This window comes from Pseudoduganella rhizocola (genome assembly GCF_045984285.3).
Lineage (GTDB): Bacteria > Pseudomonadota > Gammaproteobacteria > Burkholderiales > Burkholderiaceae_D > Rugamonas.
The window spans coordinates 113,956-137,605 of record NZ_JBJQIK030000003.1 but is presented as its reverse complement, the minus strand read 5'-3'; the positions used below and the strand labels follow the sequence as shown (position 1 = coordinate 137,605).

20 protein-coding genes are annotated in these 23,650 nt (G+C 63.5%); 9 read left to right on the top strand and 11 right to left on the bottom strand.

The annotated features are described in order from the left end of the window. The first annotated feature begins 54 nt into the window (after positions 1-54). Entirely contained in the window at positions 55-2,364 is a 2,310-nt protein-coding gene (locus ACJRPG_RS07855) for a penicillin-binding protein 1A (RefSeq protein WP_407999986.1), read from the top strand. Next, on the top strand, positions 2,361-3,164 hold the full coding sequence (locus ACJRPG_RS07850; RefSeq protein ID WP_407999509.1) for a PP2C family protein-serine/threonine phosphatase: 804 nt from the start codon (positions 2,361-2,363) through the stop codon (positions 3,162-3,164). The genes ACJRPG_RS07855 and ACJRPG_RS07850 overlap by 4 nt, the downstream gene beginning before the upstream one ends. Here ACJRPG_RS07850 and ACJRPG_RS07845 read toward each other — a convergent pair. Further along, positions 3,161-4,930 (bottom strand): methyl-accepting chemotaxis protein, encoded by a 1,770-nt coding sequence (locus ACJRPG_RS07845; RefSeq protein ID WP_407999508.1) that lies wholly within the window; start codon positions 4,928-4,930, stop codon positions 3,161-3,163. The genes ACJRPG_RS07850 and ACJRPG_RS07845 overlap by 4 nt on opposite strands. Before the next feature lie 221 nt (positions 4,931-5,151). On the opposite strand from ACJRPG_RS07845, the gene mfd reads away from it, so the two are divergent. The 3 genes from mfd to ACJRPG_RS07830 are packed head-to-tail and all read left to right on the top strand — an operon-like array spanning position 5,152 to position 9,743. Continuing rightward, positions 5,152-8,595, top strand: a complete 3,444-nt coding sequence (gene mfd / locus ACJRPG_RS07840; protein ID WP_407999507.1) for a transcription-repair coupling factor — start codon at positions 5,152-5,154, stop codon at positions 8,593-8,595. Further along, positions 8,595-9,461: a phosphoserine phosphatase SerB gene (gene serB, locus ACJRPG_RS07835; protein ID WP_407999506.1), complete on the top strand. Its 867-nt coding sequence runs from the start codon at positions 8,595-8,597 to the stop codon at positions 9,459-9,461. The genes mfd and serB overlap by 1 nt, the downstream gene beginning before the upstream one ends. 54 nt (positions 9,462-9,515) lie before the next feature. Next, the gene (locus ACJRPG_RS07830) at positions 9,516-9,743 is read left to right on the top strand and encodes a hypothetical protein (protein WP_407999505.1); all 228 of its coding nucleotides are present in this window, start codon (positions 9,516-9,518) and stop codon (positions 9,741-9,743) included. Positions 9,744-9,757: 14 nt separating this feature from the next. Here ACJRPG_RS07830 and ACJRPG_RS07825 read toward each other — a convergent pair whose 3' ends face one another. After that, a complete protein-coding gene (locus ACJRPG_RS07825) occupies positions 9,758-10,951 on the bottom strand; it encodes a CaiB/BaiF CoA transferase family protein (RefSeq protein WP_407999504.1) in 1,194 nt (397 codons plus the stop codon). Between the two features lie 64 nt (positions 10,952-11,015). On the opposite strand from ACJRPG_RS07825, the gene ACJRPG_RS07820 reads away from it, so the two are divergent. Then, on the top strand, positions 11,016-11,396 hold the full coding sequence (locus tag ACJRPG_RS07820; protein WP_407999503.1) for a c-type cytochrome: 381 nt from the start codon (positions 11,016-11,018) through the stop codon (positions 11,394-11,396). Further along, positions 11,393-11,740 (top strand): GFA family protein, encoded by a 348-nt coding sequence (locus ACJRPG_RS07815; protein WP_407999502.1) that lies wholly within the window; start codon positions 11,393-11,395, stop codon positions 11,738-11,740. The genes ACJRPG_RS07820 and ACJRPG_RS07815 overlap by 4 nt, the downstream gene beginning before the upstream one ends. Positions 11,741-11,743: 3 nt before the next feature. On the opposite strand, the gene ACJRPG_RS07810 is transcribed toward ACJRPG_RS07815, so the two are convergent. After that, on the bottom strand, positions 11,744-13,141 hold the full coding sequence (locus ACJRPG_RS07810; protein ID WP_407999501.1) for a hypothetical protein: 1,398 nt from the start codon (positions 13,139-13,141) through the stop codon (positions 11,744-11,746). 98 nt (positions 13,142-13,239) lie between these two features. Next, the gene (locus ACJRPG_RS07805) at positions 13,240-13,734 is read right to left on the bottom strand and encodes a TspO/MBR family protein (protein WP_407999500.1); all 495 of its coding nucleotides are present in this window, start codon (positions 13,732-13,734) and stop codon (positions 13,240-13,242) included. Between the two features lie 117 nt (positions 13,735-13,851). Between ACJRPG_RS07805 and ACJRPG_RS07800 the strand changes: the two genes are divergently transcribed. Further along, on the top strand, positions 13,852-14,208 hold the full coding sequence (locus tag ACJRPG_RS07800; protein WP_407999499.1) for a DUF4870 family protein: 357 nt from the start codon (positions 13,852-13,854) through the stop codon (positions 14,206-14,208). On the opposite strand, the gene ACJRPG_RS07795 is transcribed toward ACJRPG_RS07800, so the two are convergent. Both ACJRPG_RS07795 and rimO read right to left on the bottom strand, forming a co-directional pair. Then, complete coding sequence (locus tag ACJRPG_RS07795; protein WP_407999498.1) at positions 14,209-15,372, bottom strand: cystathionine beta-lyase; 1,164 nt, start codon at positions 15,370-15,372, stop codon at positions 14,209-14,211. It lies immediately after the preceding gene. Between the two features lie 2 nt (positions 15,373-15,374). Next, positions 15,375-16,784, bottom strand: a complete 1,410-nt coding sequence (gene rimO / locus ACJRPG_RS07790; protein WP_407999497.1) for a 30S ribosomal protein S12 methylthiotransferase RimO — start codon at positions 16,782-16,784, stop codon at positions 15,375-15,377. Positions 16,785-16,876: 92 nt separating this feature from the next. Between rimO and ACJRPG_RS07785 the strand changes: the two genes are divergently transcribed. Then, positions 16,877-17,899 (top strand): LacI family DNA-binding transcriptional regulator, encoded by a 1,023-nt coding sequence (locus ACJRPG_RS07785; protein WP_407999496.1) that lies wholly within the window; start codon positions 16,877-16,879, stop codon positions 17,897-17,899. Positions 17,900-17,961: 62 nt separating this feature from the next. Here ACJRPG_RS07785 and ACJRPG_RS07780 read toward each other — a convergent pair whose 3' ends face one another. The 5 genes from ACJRPG_RS07780 to ACJRPG_RS07760 all read right to left on the bottom strand — a co-directional run bounded on the left by ACJRPG_RS07780 (position 17,962) and on the right by ACJRPG_RS07760 (position 23,513). Further along, positions 17,962-19,020 carry an ABC transporter ATP-binding protein gene (locus tag ACJRPG_RS07780; RefSeq protein ID WP_407999495.1) on the bottom strand — a complete coding sequence of 353 codons (1,059 nt, stop codon included), beginning with the start codon at positions 19,018-19,020 and terminating at the stop codon, positions 17,962-17,964. Positions 19,021-19,023: 3 nt separating this feature from the next. Beyond that, positions 19,024-19,887, bottom strand: coding sequence for a carbohydrate ABC transporter permease (locus tag ACJRPG_RS07775; RefSeq protein WP_407999494.1), 864 nt, complete (start codon positions 19,885-19,887; stop codon positions 19,024-19,026). Continuing rightward, on the bottom strand, positions 19,884-20,774 hold the full coding sequence (locus tag ACJRPG_RS07770) for a carbohydrate ABC transporter permease (protein WP_407999493.1): 891 nt from the start codon (positions 20,772-20,774) through the stop codon (positions 19,884-19,886). Before ACJRPG_RS07770 ends, ACJRPG_RS07775 begins: the two co-directional genes overlap by 4 nt. Then, positions 20,768-22,006: an ABC transporter substrate-binding protein gene (locus tag ACJRPG_RS07765; protein ID WP_407999985.1), complete on the bottom strand. Its 1,239-nt coding sequence runs from the start codon at positions 22,004-22,006 to the stop codon at positions 20,768-20,770. The genes ACJRPG_RS07770 and ACJRPG_RS07765 overlap by 7 nt, the downstream gene beginning before the upstream one ends. A gap of 130 nt (positions 22,007-22,136) precedes the next feature. Then, on the bottom strand, positions 22,137-23,513 hold the full coding sequence (locus ACJRPG_RS07760) for a GH1 family beta-glucosidase (protein WP_407999492.1): 1,377 nt from the start codon (positions 23,511-23,513) through the stop codon (positions 22,137-22,139). Positions 23,514-23,650 lie beyond the last annotated feature (137 nt).

The window sequence follows — 23,650 nt, the reverse complement described above, 5'->3', positions numbered from 1 at the left end:
CCGACTTCCAGCCTGCCACAATGGCTGAACCGCCGCAACGTGTTGCGGGCGCTGATGGTGGCGGGCGGCGGCGCCCTGGCCGTGCTGCTGGTGCTGCTGGCTTACCTGTTCTTCTATATCCGCCCCAACCTGCCCGCGCTGGATGCCGTCACCGATTACAAGCCCAAGATCCCGCTGCGCATCTACACCGCCGACAATGTGCTGATCGGCGAATTCGGCGAGGAGCACCGTGATTTCGTGCCGATCAAGCAGATTCCGGACATGATGAAGAAGGCCGTTCTCGCCATTGAGGACGCGCGCTTCTACGAACACGGCGGCATCGACTGGATCCGCGCGCTGGGCGCCGCCCGCGCCAACCTGCGCGGCGGTTTCCGCCAGGGCGGCTCCACCATCAGCATGCAGGTGGCGCGCAACTTCTTCCTGACGAAGGAAAAGGTCATCTCGCGCAAGCTGAACGAGGTCATGCTGACCTATAAGATGGAAGATGCGCTGAGCAAGGACCAGATCCTGGAGCTGTACATGAACCAGATCTACCTGGGCCAGCGCTCCTTCGGCTTTGCGGCAGCCGCCCAGGTCTATTTCGGCAAATCGCTGGACGAGCTGTCGATTGCCGAGACGGCAATGCTGGCAGGCCTGCCACAGAATCCCTCGCGCCATAATCCGGCGGCCAATCCCAAGCGCGCCCGCGCGCGCCAGCACCTGGTGCTCAAACGCCTGTACGAGCTGGAATACATCAGCGAAGCCCAGTACCAGCAGGCGCTCAAGGAGCCGCTGCGTGTCAATAACAAGGGCCAGGAATTCGATTCGCATGGCGAATACGTGGCCGAACTGGCGCGCCAGGCAGTGTTTGCGGAATATAAGGAAGCGGCGTACTCGCTGGGCATCAACGTCTATACCACCATCCTGAAAGCCGACCAGGACGCAGCCTACGAATCGGTGCGCCGCAACGTCATCGCTTACGACCAGCGGCACGGCTACCGCGGCCCGGAAGCTTACATCACGCTGCCGGAAGACGCCGAGGAGCGCGAAGATGCCATCGACGAGGCGCTCTCCAAACGCATGAGCAGCGACGGCCTGATTGCCGCCGTGGTGCTGGAAGCCTCGCCCACCGCCGTCAAGGTGGAAACGGCCGATGGCGAAGATGTCACCATTACTGGCGACGGCCTGAAACTGGGCGCTACGGCGCTGTCGGCCAAGGCGAAGGACGCCTCGCGCATCAAGCCGGGCGCCATTATCCGAGTCATGCGCAACGATAAAAAGCAGTGGACCATCAGCCAGGTGCCGAAAGTGGCCGCGGCCTTCGTGTCCATCGACTCCACCACGGGCGCCTACCACGCACTCGTGGGCGGCTTCGACTACAAGCTGCAGAAGTTCAACCACGTTACCCAGGCGTGGCGCCAGCCGGGTTCCGCGATCAAGCCTTTCATCTATTCCGCAGCAGTGGAGAAAGGCTACTACGGCGGCACCCTGGTGCTGGACGAGGCGATCGAAATGCCGGGCGGCGCCAACGGCGAGCCATGGAAGCCGAACAACGACGATTTCGTGTTCGACGGCCCGATTACGCTGCGCCGTTCGCTGGCCGCATCGAAGAACGTGCCTTCGGTGCGCATCCTGCGCGCCACCGGCCTCGAAGAAACGCACGGGCATCTCGGCAAATTCGGCTTCGACCTGCCGAAGCATCCGAAGAACTACACGATGGCGCTCGGTACCGGCGCCGTCACGCCGCTGCAGATGGCGGGCGCCTACGCGGTGTTTGCCAACGGCGGCTACCGCATTGAGCCCTACCTCATTGCGCGCATTACCGATTCGAAGGGCAAGGTGCTGAAGCAGGCCAAGGCGCCGCCCGCACTGGATGAGGACCGCCGCGTCCTGAACGCGCGCAATGTCTACATCATGGACAGCCTGCTGCACGAGGTAACGCGCAGCGGAACCGGCGCAGCCTCCACGCAGCGCATTGGCCGCAGCGATATCGCGGGCAAAACCGGCACCACCAGCGATGCGATGGACGGCTGGTTCGCGGGCTATGGCGGCGGCATCGTCGCTGTGGCCTGGATGGGCTATGACGAGCCGAAATCCCTGGGCGGCCGCGAGTTCGGCGCCACGCTGGCCCTGCCGATCTGGATCGACTACATGAAAGTGGCGCTCAACAAGCGCCCTGCGGTGGAACGCAGCGCGCCGGAAGGCGTGGTGCAGCTGGATGGCGAATGGATCTACGAGGAGTATGCGAACGATCCGACCGTGCGCGGCATCGACCTGGAAGAAGCTCCGCCGGCTGCGCCGGAAGACGGCCCTGCCACGCTGGAGACGATGCCCGAAGTGCCGGCGCCGCCCCCGCCGCCGCAACCCGCACAGCCACTGCAATGAACGGCTGGCAGCAACTGTCGCCGTCCACCTACCATCGCCTGCCGATGGGCGTGGCCTTCGGCATCAGCGACACCGGCACGGTACGCTCGTCCAACCAGGACAATCTGCTGATCGCGCCGGAGCTCGGCCTGCTGGCCGTGGCGGACGGCATGGGCGGCCACCAGGGCGGCGAAGTGGCGAGCGCGGAAGCCTTGCGCCTGCTGGCAGGCTACCTTGCCGCGCACCGCCCGCAGGGCGATCCCGACGCCACCTGGACCGGCCCCGCGGCCGCCGCGCGCGACCTGCTGCAGCACGCGCTGCTGGAGGTGAACGCAAATCTCTATGCCGCGAACAATGCGGCAGGCCACTCGGACGGCATGGGAATGGGTACGACGCTGACGGGCCTCTGGCAGCCCGCGCCGGCATCGCCGCTGCTGGTATTCCATGTCGGCGACAGCCGCCTTTACCGCTACCGCGACGGACAGCTGGCGCAGCTCACGCGCGACCAGACCATGTACCAGCAGGCGCTGGACATGGGGGCGGCCGAACCGCTGCCGCCGAAAAACCTGCTGCTGCAGGCGATGGGACCATCACCCGCCGTGCAGCCGGATGTGCAGGCCTATGCCGCGCTGCCGGGCGACCTTTACCTGCTGTGCACCGACGGCTTGCATGGCCCCTGCAGCCCCGGCGCGATTGCCGCCGCGCTCTCGGTAGCGCACGCGGACTCGCTGCATACCGTCTGCGCCAGCCTGGTCGACATGGCCAAGCATGACGGCAGCCGTGACAACATCACGGCCCTGCTGCTGCACATTCCTGCCTAGAATTCTTCCCAGTCGTCGCCGGCCGGTGCGGCGGCCACCGTTTCCTTGCGGGCGGCGGGCGCTTTCGAGGCCGTGCGGCGCGCCGGCTTGGCCAGCCGTGGCGCGGCCGGCGTTGCGGCTTCCGGCGCTGCCGCACGCACCTGTGGCCGTGGCGCCGGTCGGGCCGCTGCAGCAGTGGGCACTACGTCGAGCTGGAACACGCTGACCACGCGCGCCAGCGCCGCCGCCTGGTCCTGCAGCGCAGCCGTGGCCGCAGCCGCTTCTTCCACCAGTGCCGCATTCTGCTGGGTCACGTGGTCCATCTGGCTGACCGCCATATTGATCTGGTCGATGCCCGAACTCTGCTCCTTCGTCGCCATGCTGATCTCGGACATGATGTCGTTCACGCGCTGCACGCTCTGCACCACTTCATCCATCGTGCTGCCCGCTTCGGCCACCAGCTTGCTGCCGGCGGCCACCGTCTCCACGGAATCGGTGATGAGCTGCTTGATCTCCTTGGCCGCCGCGGCCGAGCGCTGCGCCAGGTTGCGCACTTCGGAAGCCACCACGGCAAAACCGCGCCCCTGCTCGCCCGCGCGGGCCGCTTCCACCGCCGCGTTCAGCGCCAGGATATTGGTCTGGAAAGCGATGCCGTCGATCACGCTGATGATGTCCACGATCTTGCCGGACGAGGTATTGATGGACTCCATGGTCTCCACCACGCGCGCCACCACGGCGCCGCCCTTTTCCGCCACGCCGGAGGCCGAGGAAGCCAGCTGGTTGGCCTGCTGGGCATTGTCAGCGTTCTGGCGCACGGTGGAGGTCAGCTCTTCCATCGAGGAAGCCGTCTCTTCCAATGAACTCGCCTGCTCTTCTGTGCGCGACGACAGGTCCATATTGCCGGTCGCGATCTGCGTCGAGGCGCAGGCGATGGCATCGGTGCCGGTGCGCACCTGGCCCACGATGTCCTTCAGGCTGTCGTTCATATTCTTCAGGGCCAGCATCAGCTGCCCGGTTTCTTCGGTAGTTTCCACCACAATCGTGCTGCGCAGGTCGCCGGAGGCCACGGTTTGCGCCACCTGCACCGCCTCCTCGATCGGTTTCGTGATTGCGCCGGTCACATACCAGGCGAAAGCCACGGCGATGACAATGGCGATCAGCGCCGACCAGACCATCATCGACTGGGCGCTGGAAATGGCGTGCATCCCTTCCTGCACGCTGCCTGCCGCCACCCGGTCATTCAGGGCGCCGATTTCGTCCAGCGTGCCGCTCGATTTAACATAGAGCGGACCGGCCGCCTCAAACTCCTCGAAGAACTGTGTGAACAGTTTCTTCTGCGTCTCTTCATCCTTGTTCGCCGCCAGCGCCGCGATGGTCGTTGCCATCTTGGCGTCCTGCGCCTTCCAGGCATTCCATTCGGTCACGAACCGTTTCCAGAGCACCGCCTCATCGGCAGTCTGCGGCAGCGGTTCGTACTTCTTCCACCCTTTTTCGGCCTCCGCCCAGGCCTGCTCGCGCTGTTTCAGCACGCCTGCAAATTGCGCCTGCGACTGGTAATTGTTCTCCCAGATCGCCGTGCGCAGGGTCACGCCCATGATGCCGGTCTGCGCCTCGCTGATGGCTGCAATGCCGAGCAGGGATGGCAAGCGGACATTGCCGATTTCGTCGACCGAAGCGCCGACTTTGTTGATTCCGCGGTAGCCGGACACTCCGACAAAAGCCAGGGCTACAAGCATGATGCCAACCAGCGTAGCCAGCTTCCATTTGATTAACAGATTGCGGAACATTTGCCTCCCCTTCCCAGTCTTGTTTGTGACATTGCGTGAGAATTTACTTTAGGTAACAAATATCGTACTTTTGGTGGAACGGCGTCAATGCAATTCATGCGGAGTGTGGCGCGCCGTGGACGGAACCGGGACAAGGCTCACAATTGTGGCTTGCACTATAATGTTGCCTGCGGCGCCGCCATGGGCGGCGCCCGACCGACGCCACTTCCGCACGCTCCTGCATGTCCTTCGACCTGATCAAAGCACTTCCCAAAGCCGGCAACCGATTTGTGCTGCCAACCCTGTACGGCTCGTCCGACGCCTACGCGCTCGCGCAGGCGGCGCTCGAATTGAAATCGCGTGGCCAGATGCTGGCCGTGATCGTGGCGCAGGCCAGCGATGGCCAGCGCCTGCTGGAGGAGATCCCGTGGTTTGCGCCCGGACAGCTGCGCTGCCACCTGTTGCCGGACTGGGAAACCCTGCCCTACGACGCGTTTTCCCCGCACCAGGACCTGGTGTCCGAACGCCTCGCCACGCTGCACGAGATCCAGACCGGACAGTGCGATGTAATGCTGGTGCCGGCCACTACTGCGCTGGTGCGCATGGCGCCGCCATCGTTTCTTGCAGCGTACACCTTTTTCTTCAAGCAGGGCGAGATTCTTGATGAAGCGCGCCTGAAAGCGCAGCTGACACTTGCGGGTTATACACATGTGACCCAGGTGATGTCGCCCGGCGAATACTCGGTGCGCGGCGGCCTCATCGACCTGTTCCCCATGGGCTCCGCCCTGCCTTACCGCATCGACCTGTTCGGCGACACGATCGAAACGATACGCACCTTCGACGCCGATACGCAGCGCTCGCTGTATCCGGTGAAGGAAGTACGCCTGCTGCCAGGCCGCGAGTTCCCGATGGACGAAGCGGCGCGCACCACCTTCCGCAGCCGCTGGCGCGAGACCTTCGAAGGCGATCCTTCGCGCGCCGTGATGTACAAGGACATCAGCAGCGGCATTCCATCGGCCGGTATCGAGTACTTCCTGCCGCTGTTCTTCGACGAACCGGCCACGCTGTTCGACTACCTGCCGGAAGGCTCGGCGCTGGCGACCGTGGGCGATATCGACGGCGCCATCCAGCGCTTCTGGGCCGATACCGAATCGCGCTACAAATTCCTCAAGGCGGACCGCGAACGCCCTATCCTGCCGCCGCAGCAGATCTTCCTGAGCGACGAGCAGTTCTACACGCTGGCCAAGCCGCATGCGCGCATTGCGCTGACGCGGACCGGCGACGGCGACGCATCCGCCCTGTCGGCCGCGATTCCGAATGTGGCGGTGAACCGCCACCTGGACGACCCGCTGGCCAACCTGCGCGCCTGGCTGCTGAAGCCGGGCCGGCGCGTGATGATCTGCGCCGAATCCAACGGCCGCCGCGAAACGCTGCAGCAGTATTTCGCCGAATTCGGCCTTTCGCCGGCGCTGGTGGAAGGCTATGAGGGCTTCCTCGCTTCGGATGCGCCGCTGGTGCTGGGCGTGTCGCCGCTCCAGCAAGGCTTCGAACTGCTGGCGGAGGGGCAGGCGCTGGGCTTCGTTACCGAGACCGAACTGTATGCGGGCTCCGGCCGCCGTGTGGGCAAGAAGAAGCAGGAGGCAGTGACCCAGGTCGAGTCCATGGTGCGCGACCTGTCCGAGCTCAAGATCGGCGATCCGGTGGTGCACATCAACCACGGCATCGGCCGCTACATGGGCCTCACTTCGATGGACCTGGGCGAAGGCGAAACAGAATTCCTGCACCTGGAATACGCGAAGGACACCAAGCTCTATGTGCCCGTTTCGCAGTTGCACGTGATCTCGCGCTATTCCGGCGGTTCGCCGGAAGACGCGCCGCTGCATACGCTGGGTTCCGGCCAGTGGGAGAAAGCCAAGCGCAAGGCGGCGGAACAGGTGCGCGATACCGCGGCCGAGCTGCTGAACCTCTACGCGCGCCGCGCGGCGCGCCAGGGCCACGCGTTCGAGTACTCGTCCAACGATTACGAGCGCTTTGCCGAAAGCTTCGGCTTCGACGAAACGCCGGACCAGGCGGCCGCCATCCTGAACGTGATCAAGGATATGACCTCGGGCAAGCCGATGGACCGACTAGTGTGCGGCGACGTCGGCTTCGGCAAGACGGAAGTGGCGCTGCGCGCCGCCTTCATCGCCGTCATGGGCGGCAAGCAGGTTGCCATTCTCGCGCCGACCACGCTGCTGGCGGAACAGCATGCCCAGACCTTTGCCGACCGCTTTGCGGAGTGGCCGGTGAAGATCGCGGAAATGTCCCGCTTCCGCACCGGCAAGGAGATTGCGAATGCGATCAAGGGCATGTCCGACGGCACGCTGGACATTGTGATCGGCACCCACAAGCTGCTGTCCGACGAAGTGAAGTTCGAACGCCTCGGCCTCGTCATCATCGACGAGGAGCACCGTTTCGGCGTGCGCCAGAAGGAGGCGCTGAAATCGCTGCGCGCCGAAGTGGACGTGCTGACGCTGACCGCCACCCCGATTCCGCGTACGCTGGGCATGGCGCTGGAAGGCCTGCGCGACTTCTCCGTCATCGCCACCGCGCCGCAGAAGCGCCTGGCCATCAAGACTTTCGTGCGCAGCGAGAACGACTCGGTGATCCGCGAGGCGGTGCTGCGCGAGCTGAAGCGCGGCGGCCAGGTCTACTTCCTGCACAATGAGGTGGAAACCATCCAGAACCGCCTGGCCGCGCTGACCGAACTGCTGCCGGAAGCGCGCATCGCCGTGGCGCACGGCCAGATGCACGAGCGCGACCTGGAAAAAGTGATGCGCGACTTCGTGGCCCAGCGCTACAACATCCTGCTGTGCACCACGATTATCGAAACCGGTATCGACGTGCCGACCGCGAACACCATCATCATGCACCGCGCCGACAAGTTCGGCCTGGCCCAGCTGCACCAGCTGCGCGGCCGTGTGGGCCGTTCCCACCACCAGGCCTATGCCTACCTGCTGGTGAACGATGTGCAGGGCCTGACCAAACAGGCGCAGCGCCGCCTCGACGCCATCCAGGCCATGGAAGAACTGGGCAGCGGCTTCTATCTGGCCATGCACGACCTGGAGATCCGCGGCGCCGGCGAAGTGCTGGGCGAGAGCCAGTCCGGCGAAATGCTGGAAGTGGGCTTCCAGCTGTACACCGACATGCTGAACGAAGCCGTGCGCGCGCTCAAGGCGGGCAAGGAGCCCGACCTGGCAGCGCCGCTGGCCACCACCACCGAAATCAACCTGCACGTTCCCGCCCTGCTGCCCGCGGACTTCTGCGGCGACGTGCACGAAAGGCTTTCAATCTACAAGCGCCTGGCCAACTGCGAATCGCAGGAAGCCATCGACGGTCTCCACGAGGAACTGATCGACCGCTTCGGCAAGCTGCCGGACGCGGTGAAGGCCCTGATCGAAACCCACCGGCTGCGCATTGCGGCGAAAGAGGTAGGCATCGTCAAGATCGATGCCCATGGCGAGGCCGTGAACATGCAGTTCATGCCCAAGCCGCCTATCGACCCGATGAAGATCATTACCCTGATCCAGAAGCACAAACACATCAAACTCAATGGACAGGACAAGCTGAAGATCACCGCCAGCATGCCTGACCTCACCGCGCGCGTCACCCAGATCAAGACCGCCATCAAACAACTGCTCGCCTGATGAAGACCACCGACGAAACGACCATGAACCTCGTGCTGCAAGGCCTGCCGGGCTGCATGCCCAGCCTTGAGCGCATTGCCGCCCTCACCGCCCCCGAGCGCACCGTGCGCGTCTCCGCCACGGCGCTGCGCTGCGAAGGCATCAGCTATTCCGAAGCGCTGCGCCAGACCATCGACGTGGCGGCAAACGCAGCGCAGCTGGACGCCACCTTCTTCGTGGGCGCGCGCAAGCTGGATGACTTCCGCCTGGTGGCCATGGACATGGACTCCACCCTCATCACCATCGAGTGCATCGACGAAATCGCCGACATGCAGGGCCTGAAGCCGCAGGTGGCCGAAATTACGGAAGCGGCCATGCGCGGCGAGCTGGATTTCGCCGCCAGCCTGCGCCGCCGCGTCAGCCTGCTCAAGGGCCTCGACGCCACTGCGCTGGAGCGGGTCTATGAAGAACGCCTCGGCCTTTCGCCCGGCGCCGAGAACATGCTGAAAGCCGTGCAGGCGGCCGGCATGAAGACCCTGCTGGTCTCCGGCGGCTTCACCTATTTCACCGAGCGCCTGCAGGCCCGCCTTGGTCTCGACTATGCCCACGCCAACATGCTGGAGATTGTGGACGGCAGGCTGACCGGCGAAGTCCTGGGCGGCATCGTGGATGCGGAAGTGAAGAAGCAGACCGTGGAGCATGTCTGCGCGGCGCTGGGCATCAGCCCTTCGCAGGCCATTGTGATGGGCGACGGCGCCAACGACCTGAAAATGATGGGTATCGCCGGCATGTCGGTGGCCTTCCGCGCCAAGCCGGTGGTGCGCGAGCAGGCCGACGTGGCCCTGAATTACGTGGGCCTGGACGGCATTCTCAATCTGCTGAGCTGATTCGATACACTTTTTCTACAGTGTTCGCGCCGCGATGGGACTATCATTGCCGACATGGCAACAGTCATCACACATCGCGGCGTGCGCATCGTCACCCTCGAACCGGACGAAACACTGAAGCAGTGCTGCAGTGCGGACGACATTGCCCTGTGCCGCTGCAACAGCGGCTGGCTGGTGTACTTCGTGGGTGAAGATGGGGCGGAAGGCTACGACGAACCCTTCCCGGCCTATCAGGAAGCGCTGTGGGCTGCGAAGGCAGCCGCCGAGTTCGCAGCCGAGTAGTTACCCCCCCCTTTTTACTGCACCACGCCGCCGTTGCGCAGGCGCGCAATCTCCGCCTCGTTCAAGCCCAGCCCTGCCAGCACCTCGGCCGTATGCTGGCCCAGTTCCGGGCCCTGCCACTGCACAGCACCCGGCGTGTCGGACAGCAGCGGCACAATGCCCGGCATTTTCACCTTCACGCCGTCCGGCAGCGTGCTGTCCACGATCATGCCGCGCGCCTGGTAGTGCGGGTCTTCCACGATGTCCTTCACCGAATAGATGCGGCCCGCCGGCACATCGGCCGCCTCCAGCGCGGCCAGCACGGCTTCGATGGAGTGGGCCGAAGTCCAGCCGGCGATGGCGGCATCGATCAGCGCCGATTGCGCAGCCCGGCCGTCGTTCTGCGCAAACTGCGGGTCGTCCGCCAGGTCGGCGCGGCCGATCACGTTCATCAGGCGCTTGTAGATCGGGTTGCTGTTGCCGGCGATGACGACATAAGCGCCATCGCGCGTAGGATAAGTATTCGACGGCGCGATGCCGGGCAGCGCGCCGCCGCTGCGTTCCCGCACATAGCCCAGCAGGTCGTATTCCGGCACCAGGCTTTCCATCAGGTTGAATACGCTCTCCACCAGCGAGACATCCACCACCTGGCCTTCCCCCTGCCCGGTCTTCACCCGCAGCACGGACATCAGCGCGCCCATCACCGCGTGCAGCGAAGCCAGTGAATCGCCCAGGCTGACGCCCACGCGCGCCGGCACGCCCTCGGCCTCGCCGGTCGTATAGCGGATGCCGCCCATCGCCTCGCCGATGGCCCCGAAGCCGGGCCTGTCCTTGTAAGGCCCGGTCTGGCCGTAGCCCGAAATGCGCACCAGCGTCAGTTTCGGGTTCAGCGCATGCAGCACGTCCCAGCCCAGGCCGAGCTTCTCCAGCGCCCCGGGCTTGAGGTTCTCGATCAGCACATCGGCGTTTTCCGCCAGGCGCTTCACGATATCCACGCCCTCGGGCGACTTCAGGTTGACGGAGATGGACTTCTTGTTGCGCGACTGCAGATACCACCATAGCGAGGTGCCCTTGTGCAGCTTGCGCCATTTCCGGATCGGATCGCCGTCCACCGGCGCTTCGATCTTGATGACTTCCGCACCGAATTCGGCCATCAGCCGCGCGGCAAACGGCGCGGCAATCAGCTGTCCGATTTCGATAACCCGTATCCCCTGCAAAGGCCCGCCCATTCCCATGTCTCCCGAGTGAAAAGTCGGGGTATATTACTATTTTTGTCATCCGTGCTTTTCAAACATGCGCATCTTCGCCATTGCCCTGCTGGCAGCCGCAGCCGCTCCTGTCTCTGCAGCAGGCGATGCTGCCGCAGGCAAGCAGGCCTTTGCGCGCTGTGCCTCCTGCCATCAGGTCGGGCCGTCCGCGCGCAGCGCGTTCGGACCGCAGCTGAACGGCATTATCGGCCGCCATGCCGCAGCGGCGAAGGACTACCGCTATTCGGATGCCATGCGTAAATCGGGCATCGTGTGGGATGAGCAGCGGCTTGCCGCCTTCCTGCGTTCACCAGGCAAAGCCGTCCCCGGCACCAGCATGCGGTTCTGGGGATTGAGCGATGAGAAGCAGATAGGCGACCTGCTGGCCTATCTGCGTACATTCACACCAAAAGGAGACCAGCAATGAACTACAAAGTCAGCTGCCACTGCGGGAACGTGGCATTCGAGGTGGAAGGCAAGATCGATGGCGCGCTTTCCTGCAACTGCTCCATCTGCCAGCGCAAAGGCTCGCTGCTGTGGTTCAAGCCTTATGAGGACCTGAACTTCCTCACGCCGCCGAACTATGCGCGCAGCTACACCTTCAACCGGCATATGATCAAGCACTGCTTCTGCCCCGACTGCGGCATGCATACGCATGGCGAAGGCGTGGACCAGAAAGGCAACAAGACCGCCGCCATCAATATCCGCTGCATCGAGGGCATCGAGCTGGAAGGCATCCCGGTGCAGCACTGGGACGGCCGCAGCCACTGAGCGCTACAGCGCGCGCATGAAAGCCACCACGTCGGCCTTTTCCTGGTCGCTCAGCTTCGTCTCGAGGATAAGGTTGAAGAATTCAACCGTGTCCTCCAGCGTCAGCAGGCGGCCGTCGTGCATATAGGGCGGCGACTCCTTGATGCCGCGCAGCGGGAAAGTCTTGATCGGGCCATCGCCAACCGCCTTCATGCCGTTGATGAGTTTCGGCTTGTAGAAGCGCTCCGTTTTCAGGTTGTGCATCAGGTTATCCGTGAAATACGGCGCAGCATGGCAGCTCGCGCACTGCGCCTTGCCGTGGAATAGCGCTTCGCCGCGCAGCTCCTGCGCACTGGCTTTCTTCGGATCGAGCTTGCCCAGCACATTAAGTTTTGGCGCGGGCGGAAAGTCGAGGATGGCCTGGAATTCGGCCATGAAGTGCACCTGGCTGCCGCGCTCCAGCACATTCACGCCCTTCTTGGTGGCGATGACAGGGTCGCCGTCGAAATAGGCGGCACGCTGCTCGAACTCCGTGAAGTCTTCCACCGTCTTCAGCGCGCGCTGGGAGCCGAACAGGCGCTGCACGTTCACGCCGCGCAGCGTCGGCGTTTCGATACGGTGGCGCAGTTCCTGCGGCCGGATATCGCCCACCAGGTGGGTGCCGCCATTGGTGTGGCCGTTGGCATGGCAATCGAAGCAGGTCACGCCGCGCGAAGGCTTCACCGAACGGCGGTCTTCGGTCTGGTTGAACTGCTGCTGCGGGAACGGCGTTACCAGCAGGCGCAGGCCTTCGATCTGCTTGGGATTCAGCAGGCCGTTGAAGGTGTCGTAGAAATTGTCGATGGTGATCAGCTTCCCTTTCGACACGTCGCCCATTTCAGGATGCGTGGTGAGGAAAATCGGCGCCGGGAACTCCGGCAGGAAATGGTCCGGCAGGTCGAATTCAAGGTCGAAGCGGTTCAGGTCGCGCTGCTCCTGCTTCAGGATCTCGTCGATATGAAATTTCGGGAACAGCATGCCGCCTTCCGTATGGTTCGGATGCGGGAGCGGCATGAAGCCGGCCGGGAACAGCCCACGCTCGCGGATCTGTTCCGGCGTCATGTCCGCCAGCTGCTGCCATGAGACACCCGCCGGCAGCTTCACGCGCACGCCTTCCTGCACGGGCTTGCCGCGGAACATGGTGTCCTTCGAGGGCCGGTTGGCGAGATCGTAGCGTGATGCAAGCAGGTCCATCTGGCGCTTCATCACGATGGGCCGCGCGGCGCGCATGCGCTCCAGCGTGACCTGGAAGTCTTCACGGATATCGACCGGCATATAGCTGGTCGGCTTTTCCTTCGGCTTGTCCGGCTTGGCCACCTGGGTCCACACGACGGCTGGGGCAAGGGAAATGACGAGGGCAAGCGCAATCCGTGTCGCAATCATGGCGTTCTCCGGTTGAAGTCTCCAGAACCATTAAAGCAGGCGGAAGCGTCAATTCAAAGGGAACGCAAGATTGTTTTGTTTAATCGCAAAGATAGCCTTTAACCGAGGAGCTGCGGATTGCGCTGCCAGCAGGCATAGGTCAGTGCCGTAGCGAATGAAACCCAGGCCAGGTAAGGCAGCATCAGCACACCGGCCAGTTTGCGCACACGCCAGAACGCAAGCAGCGTGGCCGCGATCAGCAGCCACAGGACGATGACTTCGATGAAGGCGCTGCTGCCCGACTGCCAGGCGAAGAACAGCCAGCTCCACGCGGCGTTGGCGATCAGCTGGACGATATAGAGCGCCATCGTGCGCGGCGCTGCATCGAAGCCGCGCACGCGCCACACCAGCCAGGCGGCGACCGCCATCAGCACATAGAGCGCGGTCCAGACCGGACCGAATACGCTGCCCGGCGGCGCCCATCCCGGCTTGCTCAGCTGCGCATAGAATTCCGATGCTTCCATGGAGCCGATGGCGCCGATACCGCCGGCGCCCAGCGTCAGCAACAGCCAGCCTGCAAGTCCCTTGATGTCCCCCTGCCGCAATCCGCGCATCGCACTCCTCTTCATTTACACTGGAGTTGCAACTTTATCAGCTACGAAAGTGCGGCGGCGCACGGCGCGTGAACTTCGCGGAAACTATGCTAGCCTTGAACCAAAGGAGGAATACCAATGAACCAGGAACTGATTCTCGACGCACGCACCGACTCTGCCAAAAACCTGGCGTGGTGGCTGTACCTTGCCCATGCCGCCAGCTTCTTCTTTTCGCTCGGCCTGTTCTCCATCATTCCGCTGCTGTTCAACTATGCCAAGCGTGACGACACGCGCGGCACCTTCATCGAAAGCCATCACAGCTGGATGATCCGGTCCTTCTGGTGGTATGTGGTGTGGGTGGTAGTGGGCGCGGCCCTGTTTGTTACCATGGTCGGCATTCCCTTCGCCTTCCTGGTATGGGGCGTGGCGTGGATCTGGAAGGCCTACCGGCTGATTCGTGGCTGGGTAACGCTCAACCAGAACCAGCCAATCTGATTACAGCTGCGCGAGGGCCTGTTCGATGTCCGCGATCAGGTCCGCCGTGTCTTCCAGGCCCACGTAGAAGCGCACCAGCGTGCCGCCGTGCTGCCAGCCGCGGCGCATGGCCTGGATACGGTATGGCACGCACAGGCTGTTGGCGCCGCCCCAGCTATAGCCGATCTTGAACAGCTTCAGCGCATCGACGAAACGGTCGGTCTGCTCTTCCGTATAACGCTCATCGAACAGCACCGAAAACAGGCCGCCAGCGCCGGTGAAGTCGCGCTTCCAGACTTCGTGGCCGGGACAATCCTCGAAGGCCGGATGCAGCATCGTCGAGATCTCGGGACGTTTTTTCAGCCATTCGGCAACCTTCAGCGCGCTCGCGTCATGCGCCTCGAAGCGCAGCTTCATCGTGGGCAGGCCGCGCATCACAAGGTAGGCATCGTCCGCGCCCACGCCGAGGCCGAGGCGCATATGCGCATTGGCCAGCTTGTCGTGCAGCTCGCGGTCACGCGTGATGACGGCTCCCATCAGCACATCCGAACCGCCGGACTGGTATTTGGTGAGGGCCTGCATGCTGATGTCCACGCCAAGGTCAAAGGGACGCAGCGCAAGGCCGGCGGACCAGGTGTTATCCAGCGCGACCAGCACGCCCTTCGCTTTCGCCGCTGCGCAGATGGCGCGCAGGTCGGGCACTTCCATCGACACTGAGCCCGGCGCTTCGGTCCAGATCAGCTTCGTGTTGGGCAGGATGAGTTCCGCGATGCCTGCGCCGATCAGGGGATCGTAGTAGCGCGCGGTGATGTTGAATGCTTCCTGCAGCCAGTTGCCGAGGACGCGGTTGGGATTGTAGATATTGTCCGGCAGCAGAACGTCGTCGCCGGTTTGCAGGAAGGCGAAATCGACCATCGCAATCGCCGCCAGCCCGCTCGGAGCCAGCAGGCAGCGCTCGCCGCCCTCGATCTCCGCGATGCGCGCTTCCAGCGTGAAGGTGGTCGGCGTGCCGTGCAGGCCATAGGTGTAGGAGTTCTTGTCCTTCCATTCGCCGGAACGCAGCGCCGCCACGTCCTTGAAGATGATGGTGGAAGCGTGGTGGATCGCCTGCGGAAAGGCTGCAAAGCCCTCAGGCGCCTTGTAATCGGAATGAATGATCGCGGTCTGAGGGGCTTTGTTTTTCATGTTCAGGCCTCGCCCCACAGGTCGTGCGCGTCGGCGCGGGTGATCTCGACGTCGAAGAACTGGCCGACAGCCAGCTTCTTGTGCGGCTCAAACGGCTTTTTCACGTGTACCACGCCGTCGATTTCCGGCGCATCGGCGGAAGAACGGCCGATGGCGCCGCTCGGGGTCAGCTCATCGATCAGCACCTTCACGGTCTTGCCGACCTTGGCCTGCAGGCGCTTGCGGGAGATTTCTTCCTGCAGCAGCATCACGCGGCCGCGGCGTTCTTCACGCACTTCTTCCGGCACCGGATTGGCGATCTCGTTCGCGGTGGCGCCTTCCACCGGCGAATAGGCGAAGCAGCCCAGGCGGTCGATCTGGGCTTCCTTCAGGAAGTCCAGCAGGTATTCGAATTCGGCTTCGGTCTCGCCGGGGAAGCCGGCGATGAAGGTGGAGCGGATGGTCAGGTCCGGATTCATCTCGCGCCATTTCAGGATGCGCTCCAGGTTCTTCTCGCCCGAGGCCGGGCGCTTCATCCGCTTCAGCACTTCCGGATGCGCGTGCTGCATCGGAATGTCCAGGTATGGCAGCACATGGCCGCCGCTCATCATCGGGATGATTTCATCCACATGCGGATACGGGTAGACATAGTGCAGGCGCACCCAGGCGCCGTACTGCTTGGCCAGCTCGCCCAGCGCCTGCGTCAGCTGCGTCATATGGGTCTTCACCGGACGGCCGTTCCAGAAGCCGGAGCGGAATTTCACGTCGATGCCGTAGGCCGAGGTGTCCTGCGAGATCACCAGCAGTTCCTTCACGCCGGCCTTGAACAGGTTCTCTGCTTCGATCATCAGTTCGCCGATCGGGCGCGACACCAGGTCGCCGCGCATCGACGGAATGATGCAGAAGGAGCAGCGGTGGTTGCAGCCTTCGGAAATCTTGAGGTAGGCGTAATGCTTCGGCGTGAGCTTCACGCCTTGCGGCGGCAGCAGGTCGATGAAGGGTTCGTGCGGTTTCGGCAGGTGGGTATGCACCTGGGCCATCACCTCGCCCACGGCGTGCGGGCCGGTAACAGCCAGCACTTTGGGGTGCACCTTCTGAATCAGGTCGCTGCCGTCCGTATCCTTCTTGGCGCCGAGGCAGCCGGTCACGATCACCTTGCCATTTTCGGCCAGCGCTTCGCCGATAGCGTCCAGCGATTCCTGCACGGCAGCGTCGATGAAGCCGCAGGTGTTCACGATCACCAGGTCCGCGCCGTCGTAGGACTTCGCGGTTTCATAGCCTTCGGCGCGCAGCTGGGTCAGGATCTGTTCGGAATCGACCAGGGCTTTCGGGCAGCCGAGCGACACAAAGCCGACTTTCGGCGCTGCGCCGGTGTTTGCTGGGGTGCCTTCGGAACCTGGCTTCGGGATACGGGAAAGTGGCTGGGATTGCATGATAATGTGGCAAGAAATGTTCGGACCAATCTGCCATTGTACCCTATGAAGGGCGCGTGCTACCATAGGCGATTCTAGCTCTGGGAGATTCCGTGGCAACGTTGAAGGACGTGGCAGCTCTTGCCGGTGTCGGCATGTCCACCGCATCGCGCGCCATTTCGGGTTCCGGCCCGGTTTCGGCGGACGCCATGCGCCGCGTCCAGGCCGCGATTGAGCAGCTGAATTTCCGCCCTTCCTCGATTGGCCGCTCGCTGTCCGCGAAGTCCCTGGGCATGATCGGAATCTTTGCGCCGACCTTCTTCGGCGCTTACTACGGCACCATCCTCAAACAGACCGATATCGAACTGCGCGCCCTGCGCCGGCACGTCGTGGTGGCCACCGGCTGCGGCCCCAACCCGCCGCGCGACGAGGCCCTGGAAGCGGTGAGGTTCCTGATCGACCGCGATTGCGATGGCATCGTGGTGCTTGGCCAGGATCTGCATGACCAGGACCTGATCGACCTGCACCGCATGCATCCCAAGATGGCGTTCCTGAACCGCAGCAGCCCGGCGCTGCCGGAATCGTCCTTCTGCCCGGACCATCACCATGGCGGCATGCTGGCGGCGCGCACGCTGCTGGAGCATGGACACCGGCAGCTCGCCTTTATCTCCGGCCCGCACGCGCCGACCGACAACGAAGCCCGCATGGCAGGCTTCTTCGACGAACTGGCGCGGCATGGCATCCGGCGCGAGGACGTGCAGTGCGTGGATTCGGACTTTACGCGAGAGGGCGGCTTTGCGGCGGCGGCGTCGCTGCTGAAGAGCGGCCGGCGCTTTACCGGCCTGTTTTGCGCCAATGACGATATGGCGGTGGGCGCCCTCTCCTGCCTGCACCGGAACGGCATTTCGGTGCCGGGCGAGGTGTCCGTGATCGGCTACGATGACGACTATTCGGCGGCTTTCACCGTGCCGGGCCTGACCTCGGTGCATATCCCGGTGAAGGAGCTGACGCAGAATGCCGTGCGCTGGCTGCTGAACCAGTGCTACGGCACTTCCTACCAGATCGCGCGCGAGTTCCCGGTGACGGTGACTATGCGCGAGTCGGTCGGCGTCGTTCCCGCGCAGGCGGGAACCTAGGGGCCATTCGGCGCAATCCTGGGCTCCGCGAAGGCGGACCGCGGCCTGCGCGGGAGCGACGCTTAGAGGCGCAGTTCGGTCGCTTCGTCGAACAGCGAAACGCCTTCGCTGCGGATCGAGAACGCGCCGCCTTCACGTTCATCCTGCACGATGGCTGCGAGCTGCGTGCCATGGAAATCCATCCACAGCACGCGGTGCGCGCCCATTGCCTCTACCAGCGTGGTGCCGGCGCGGTACTGGCCGTCCGACGACACCACCGTATCCTCCGGCCGCACACCCAGCACGCAGCGCGTGCCTGAAACCGGCGGCTGGCGGAAAGCGTAGCCCGACACATCCACGCTCATGTGCTCATTGCGGAACAGCGTCCGGCCGCCTTCCACGGCCAGCTCGCCGCGGAACATGTTCATGCACGGCGAACCGAGGAAGCCTGCCACGAACAGGTTGGCGGGCTCGCGGTAAATGGTATCCGGTGTATCGAACTGCTGGATCACACCGCCCTTCATCACGGCGATGCGGCTGGCCAGCGTCATCGCTTCCACCTGGTCGTGCGTAACGTAGATCATGGTGGCGCCCAGCTGCTTGTGCAGCAGCTTGAGCTCGCGGCGCAGCTCCGTGCGCAGCTTGGCATCCAGGTTGGACAGCGGCTCATCGAACAGGAACACATCCGCCTCGCGCACGATGGCGCGGCCGATGGCCACGCGCTGACGCTGGCCGCCCGACAGGTTGGCAGGCTTGCGGTCCAGCAGGGGCTGCAGGTGCAGCATTTCGGCGGCACGCGCCACGCGGCGCTTGATCTCTTCTTTCGGCGTGCCGTTGATGCGCAGGCCGAAGGACATGTTCTTCTCCACGTTCATGGTCGGGTACAGGGCATAGGACTGGAACACGAGCGCGATGCCGCGGTCCTTGGGGTCCACCCAGGTCATGTCCTTGCCGCCGATTTCAATCGAGCCGCCACTGACGTCGATCAGGCCCGCGATGCTGTGCAGCAGTGTGGACTTGCCGCAGCCGGAAGCGCCCAGCAGCACGACGAATTCGCCATCCTTCACTTCGAGGTTCAGCGAGTCGATCACCTTGTTCTCGCCCAGCGTGATCTGCAGATTTTTGATAGAGACGTTCGACATGCATTAACCCTTAACGGCGCCAGAGGCGATACCGCGCACGAACCAGCGGCCGGAGATGAAATAGAGGGCCAGCGGCACCAGTGAAGTGAGGATGGTGGCGGCCATGTTGACGTTGTACAGGCGTTCGCCCGTCGTCGTGTTGATGATGTTGTTCAGCTGGACCGTCATCGGCAGGTTGTCCGAGCCCGCGAACACGAGGCCCAGCAGGAAATCGTTCCAGATATTCGTGACCTGCATGATGACGGCCACCACGATCACCGGCGTGGACATCGGCAGCATCAGCTCGAAGAAGATGCGCCAGAAGCCGCCGCCGTCGATGCGCGCAGCCTTGAACAGTTCATCCGGCAGCGAGGCGTAGTAGTTGCGGAACAACAGCGTCATCATCGGCATGCCGAAGATCACGTGCACCAGCACGATGCCCGGCACGGAACTGTACAGGTCCACCGCCGCCAGCGCGCGCACCAGCGGGTACAGCATCACCTGCCCCGGAATGAAGGCGCCCATCATGAGCACGCTGAACAGCACCTTGGCGCCGCGCGGCTTCCAGAAGGACAGCGCGTAACCGTTGATGGCGCCAACGACGATGGAAAACACCGTGCTTGGCAGCGTGATCTTGACCGAGTTCCAGAAGCCTCCGCGTATGCCTTCGCATTCCAGGCCGGTACAGGCGGACTTCCAGGCCATGCCCCAGGCATCCAGCGTTGGCGCAGCGGGCAGCGCAAAGATATTCCCGAGGCGGATCTCGCTCATCGGCTTCACCGAAGTCACGAGCATCACATACAGCGGCACCAGGAAGAACAGCGCCGCCATGATGAGGAAGGCATACAGGCCGATGCGGCCCGGCGTCATGCGCGAGACGGGCTTCATGCCTTGCTCCTTTTCTGGACCGCCTTGCTGCGGGCGAAGTAAAGCGGCGCCACGATGGCCACCACGGTGGTCAGCAGCACAATGGATGCAGCCGAGGCCAGGCCGATATTGGCGCGGCCGAACAGGTAATCCATGATGAATTTCGCGGGCACCTCGCTGGCGGTGCCCGGACCGCCCTGCGTCATCGCCACCACCGGGTCGAACAGCTTGACCACCATGGCGAACAGCAGCACGAAGGCGGTTGAAATCGAAGGCCACAGCATGGGCAGCACGATGCTGATGTACACACGCCAGCGCGGAATGCCGTCGATGCGTGCAGCCTTCCACATTTCCTCGTCAATGCCGCGCAGGCCGGACAGCAGCAGCGCCATTACCAGGCCGGAAGCCTGCCAGACGGTGGCGATCACAATCGTGTAGAGCGCCTTGTCCTGGTCCACGATCCAGTCGAACTGCGCATCCTCGAAACCGATATGGCGCAGCACCTGCTGGATGCCGAGCGAAGGATTCAGGATCCATTGCCAGACAAGGCCGGTGGCCACGAAGGACATTGCATAGGGATACAGGAACACCGTGCGCAGCATGCCCTCCCCGCTCACCTTCTGGTCGATGAATACGGCCAGCAGAAAACCGATCACGAGGCAAAGCAGCACGAACAGCACGCCGTAGACGGCGATGTTTTCCAGCGACAGCAGCCAGCGTTCGTTGCGGAACAGGCGCGCATACTGGCCCAGGCCGACGAAATCGTTGGTGGGGAAAATGCGCGAGCTGCTGACGGAAACGCGCGCCGTGAACAGCATGGTGCCGATGTAGGCAAAAACCACCGTCAGCACCATGGGCAGCAGGGCGATCCACGCCGCGATGGACGTGCGGGAACGTGAGCTCACCATGTCTGGTCCTTCATGGCCTGGATGAAGTTCTTCTGCGCCTGCTCAGGCGTCTGGTTGCGGTTCCAGAAATTGGTCAGCACATCCTGCAGCGAACCCACCAGATCCGGTTCCAGCAGCATCTCCGGATTCGGCAGCTGGCGCGAGCGGTCCTTCATGATCTCGATGCCCTGCTTCGCGCACAGGTCCATTTTCGAGGTATCGACATCGGGGCGGATCGGGATGGAACCTTTTTTCACCGCGAAATCGGCCTGGGGACCTGGCGAAGTCACCACCGTCGCGAACAGCTTCTGGGCCTTCACGATCTGCGGCTTGGCCGATTTGGGGAACACGAAGGCATCGCCCGCTACCAGGTACGGCGATTTGGGACCGAAACCGGCAAAGCAGCCGAAATCCTTGCCCGCCACCTGGCCGGCAGCAGAGAACTCGCCCTTGGCCCAGTCACCCATGATCTGCACGCCCGCACGGCCCGTCACCACCATGGCGGTGGCGTCGTTCCAGTTGCGGCCCGGCGAGCCCGGATCGATGTAGTTGCGCAGGCTGCGGAACTTGATCAGCACCTGGCGGAAAGCTTCCGAGTTCACGGCGGCGTAGTCGCGGTCGCGGTAGATCTTCATGTACAGCTCGGGGCCGCCTACCAGCGCGAACACGGCGTCGAACAGGATTTTCTCCTGCCATACCTGGCCGCCGAAACCGAGCGGGATAATCCCGGCCTTTTTCAGCTTGTCCAGCGCGGCGATGAATTCTTCCCAGGATTTCGGCTCGCCCTTGATGCCCGCCTTGGCGAAGGCCGCTTTGGAATAGAAGAACCAGGCCGGCATGTGGATGTTCACCGGCGCGGCATAGTAGTGGCCATTGACCTTGATGACGTCGATGATGGGCTTGGCCAGCACATTGTCCCAATTGCCGGCGGCGGCCACGTCGTCGATGTTGTTCAACATGCCCTGGTCCACAATGTCGCGGAACTGCTTGGAGGTGTTGAACTGCGCGATCATGGGCGCATTGCCGCCGACGATGCGGTTCACGGTGGCGGCGCGCGAATTGTCGGCGCCGGCGATGGCCTGGTCAATCCACAGTCCGCCAGCCTTGTTGAACGCCTCCGCAAACACGCGCACGGCGGCCGATTCGCCGCCCGAGGTCCACCAATGCGATACGGTAGCTTTCAGCGGAGGCTGGGGCGCGGCTGGTGCCTTGGGCGCCGGCGGCGCCTTGGGCGGCTGCGGCGCCCGCGCCATGGCCGCGCCGCTGATGGCCAGCGCCAGCGCGCAGGCCAGTTGTGAAGCCTTCCTCATTCTGTCTCCTGGGCGCTCATGCGCCTTATTCTCGGTCGATGCTAATGATAGTTGAAACGGGCTTGCGGATGAATCAGTCCTGGCGATTTCTCCTCTTTGCCAGGAAGTCGCGCACCAGTTCCGCGCTGCGTTTCGGCGTGCGCTTCTGGGTCGCGTAATCCACGTGTACGATGCCGAAGCGGCGCTCGTAGCCGAAGGCCCATTCAAAATTGTCCATCAGCGACCAGATAAAGTAGCCGCGTACGTCCACGCCCGCCTTCACGGCCTGGTCTACCGCGGCCAGGTGCCGGTTCAGGAAGGACATGCGCTGCGCATCGTTCACGGCGCCGTCCTGCACCGCATCGTCGGAGGCGGTGCCGTTCTCGGTGATGTAGATAGGCGGCAGGTTCGCGTACTCGCCGCGGAAGCCGATCAGCAGGTCGCGCAGGCCGTCCGGGAACACTTCCCAGCCCATCTGCGTGCGCTCCACGCCATCCAGCGGAATTTCCGTGTAGCCGTGCGCTCCGTCGCTGCGCACATTGGTGCGGAAGTAGTAGTTGATGCCGAGGTAGTCCATCGGCGCGGCGATGACGGCCATATCGCCTTCTTCCACCACCGGCTCGGTGCCCGGCCACAGCTCGAACAGGCCTTGCGGGTAGGACTGCTTGAGCAAGGGGTCCAGCACCCAGTTGTTTTGCTGGATCTCGAACAGTTCGGCGGCGCGGCGGTCGGCAGCGGTGCCGCCATCCGTGGTGCCGCGCCCGATATTGGCCACGATGCCTTTCAGCGAAGCCGGATCGTTCCTGCGCAGCACCTGCATCGCCAGGCCGTGGCCCAGCAGCAGGTGGTGCATGGCCTGCAGCGCCAGCTTGTTGTCGGCTTTGCCCGGCGCATGGTGGCCGGTGCCGTAGCCGTGCATCGCCGAGCACCAGGGTTCGTTCAGTGTGGACCAGGCATCCACCAGGCCTGCCAGCTCGCGGCTCATCAGGTCTGCATATTCGGCAAAGCGGTAGGCGGTGTCGCGGTTGACCCAGCCGCCCTTGTCTTCCAGGTGCTGCGGCAGGTCCCAGTGGTAGAGGGTGACGAAGGTCTTCAGGCCCTTTGCGCGCAGGGACTGCAGCAGCTCGCGGTAGAAGGCGATGCCTTTCGGGTTGGGATTGCCGGCGGCGTCCATCACGCGCGGCCAGGCGATGGAGAGGCGGTAGGCTTCCATGTTCAGGCCGTGGATCAAGTCCACGTCCTGCTGCCAGCGGTGGTAATGGTCGCAGGCCACGGCGCCGGTATCGCCGTGCAGCACCTTGCCGGGAATGGCGGAGAAGGTGTCCCAGATCGATGGCAGGCGGCCGTCTTCCCCGGTGGCGCCTTCAATCTGGTAGGCGGCGGTGGCCACGCCGAGCAGGAAATCCTTGCGCCACAATACCGAGTCGGCCGGCGGCGCGAAGGCCGTCGTCAAAGCTGAGTCCTGACCCACTTGCACTCCTTCATTGGAACCGTTTCCACAAAGTGGTCATAGTACCAGCGTGCATTTTGCGCCGTCAACAAAATCTAATTGGGGACGGACCCGGATTATATGATTCGTATAATCCGGGTCCGTCCCCAATTAAAAAA

Bases quoted from the DNA above. Each gene is read 5' to 3' on its own strand.
- rimO (WP_407999497.1), bottom strand. From the start codon at position 16,784: ATGCAATCCCAGCCACTTTCCCGTATCCCGAAGCCAGGTTCCGAAGGC.
- ACJRPG_RS07780 (WP_407999495.1), bottom strand. From the start codon at position 19,020: ATGTCGAACGTCTCTATCAAAAATCTGCAGATCACGCTGGGCGAGAAC.
- ACJRPG_RS07810 (WP_407999501.1), bottom strand. From the start codon at position 13,141: ATGATTGCGACACGGATTGCGCTTGCCCTCGTCATTTCCCTTGCCCCA.
- ACJRPG_RS07765 (WP_407999985.1), bottom strand. From the start codon at position 22,006: ATGGCGCGGGCGCCGCAGCCGCCCAAGGCGCCGCCGGCGCCCAAGGCA.
- ACJRPG_RS07800 (WP_407999499.1), top strand. From the start codon at position 13,852: ATGAACCAGGAACTGATTCTCGACGCACGCACCGACTCTGCCAAAAAC.
- ACJRPG_RS07805 (WP_407999500.1), bottom strand. From the start codon at position 13,734: ATGCGCGGATTGCGGCAGGGGGACATCAAGGGACTTGCAGGCTGGCTG.
- ACJRPG_RS07820 (WP_407999503.1), top strand. From the start codon at position 11,016: ATGCGCATCTTCGCCATTGCCCTGCTGGCAGCCGCAGCCGCTCCTGTC.
- ACJRPG_RS07830 (WP_407999505.1), top strand. From the start codon at position 9,516: ATGGCAACAGTCATCACACATCGCGGCGTGCGCATCGTCACCCTCGAA.
- mfd (WP_407999507.1), top strand. From the start codon at position 5,152: ATGTCCTTCGACCTGATCAAAGCACTTCCCAAAGCCGGCAACCGATTT.
- ACJRPG_RS07795 (WP_407999498.1), bottom strand. From the start codon at position 15,372: ATGAAAAACAAAGCCCCTCAGACCGCGATCATTCATTCCGATTACAAG.
- ACJRPG_RS07850 (WP_407999509.1), top strand. From the start codon at position 2,361: ATGAACGGCTGGCAGCAACTGTCGCCGTCCACCTACCATCGCCTGCCG.
- ACJRPG_RS07815 (WP_407999502.1), top strand. From the start codon at position 11,393: ATGAACTACAAAGTCAGCTGCCACTGCGGGAACGTGGCATTCGAGGTG.
- ACJRPG_RS07775 (WP_407999494.1), bottom strand. From the start codon at position 19,887: ATGAAGCCCGTCTCGCGCATGACGCCGGGCCGCATCGGCCTGTATGCC.
- ACJRPG_RS07770 (WP_407999493.1), bottom strand. From the start codon at position 20,774: ATGGTGAGCTCACGTTCCCGCACGTCCATCGCGGCGTGGATCGCCCTG.
- ACJRPG_RS07845 (WP_407999508.1), bottom strand. From the start codon at position 4,930: ATGTTCCGCAATCTGTTAATCAAATGGAAGCTGGCTACGCTGGTTGGC.
- ACJRPG_RS07855 (WP_407999986.1), top strand. From the start codon at position 55: ATGGTGGCGGGCGGCGGCGCCCTGGCCGTGCTGCTGGTGCTGCTGGCT.
- serB (WP_407999506.1), top strand. From the start codon at position 8,595: ATGAAGACCACCGACGAAACGACCATGAACCTCGTGCTGCAAGGCCTG.
- ACJRPG_RS07825 (WP_407999504.1), bottom strand. From the start codon at position 10,951: ATGGGCGGGCCTTTGCAGGGGATACGGGTTATCGAAATCGGACAGCTG.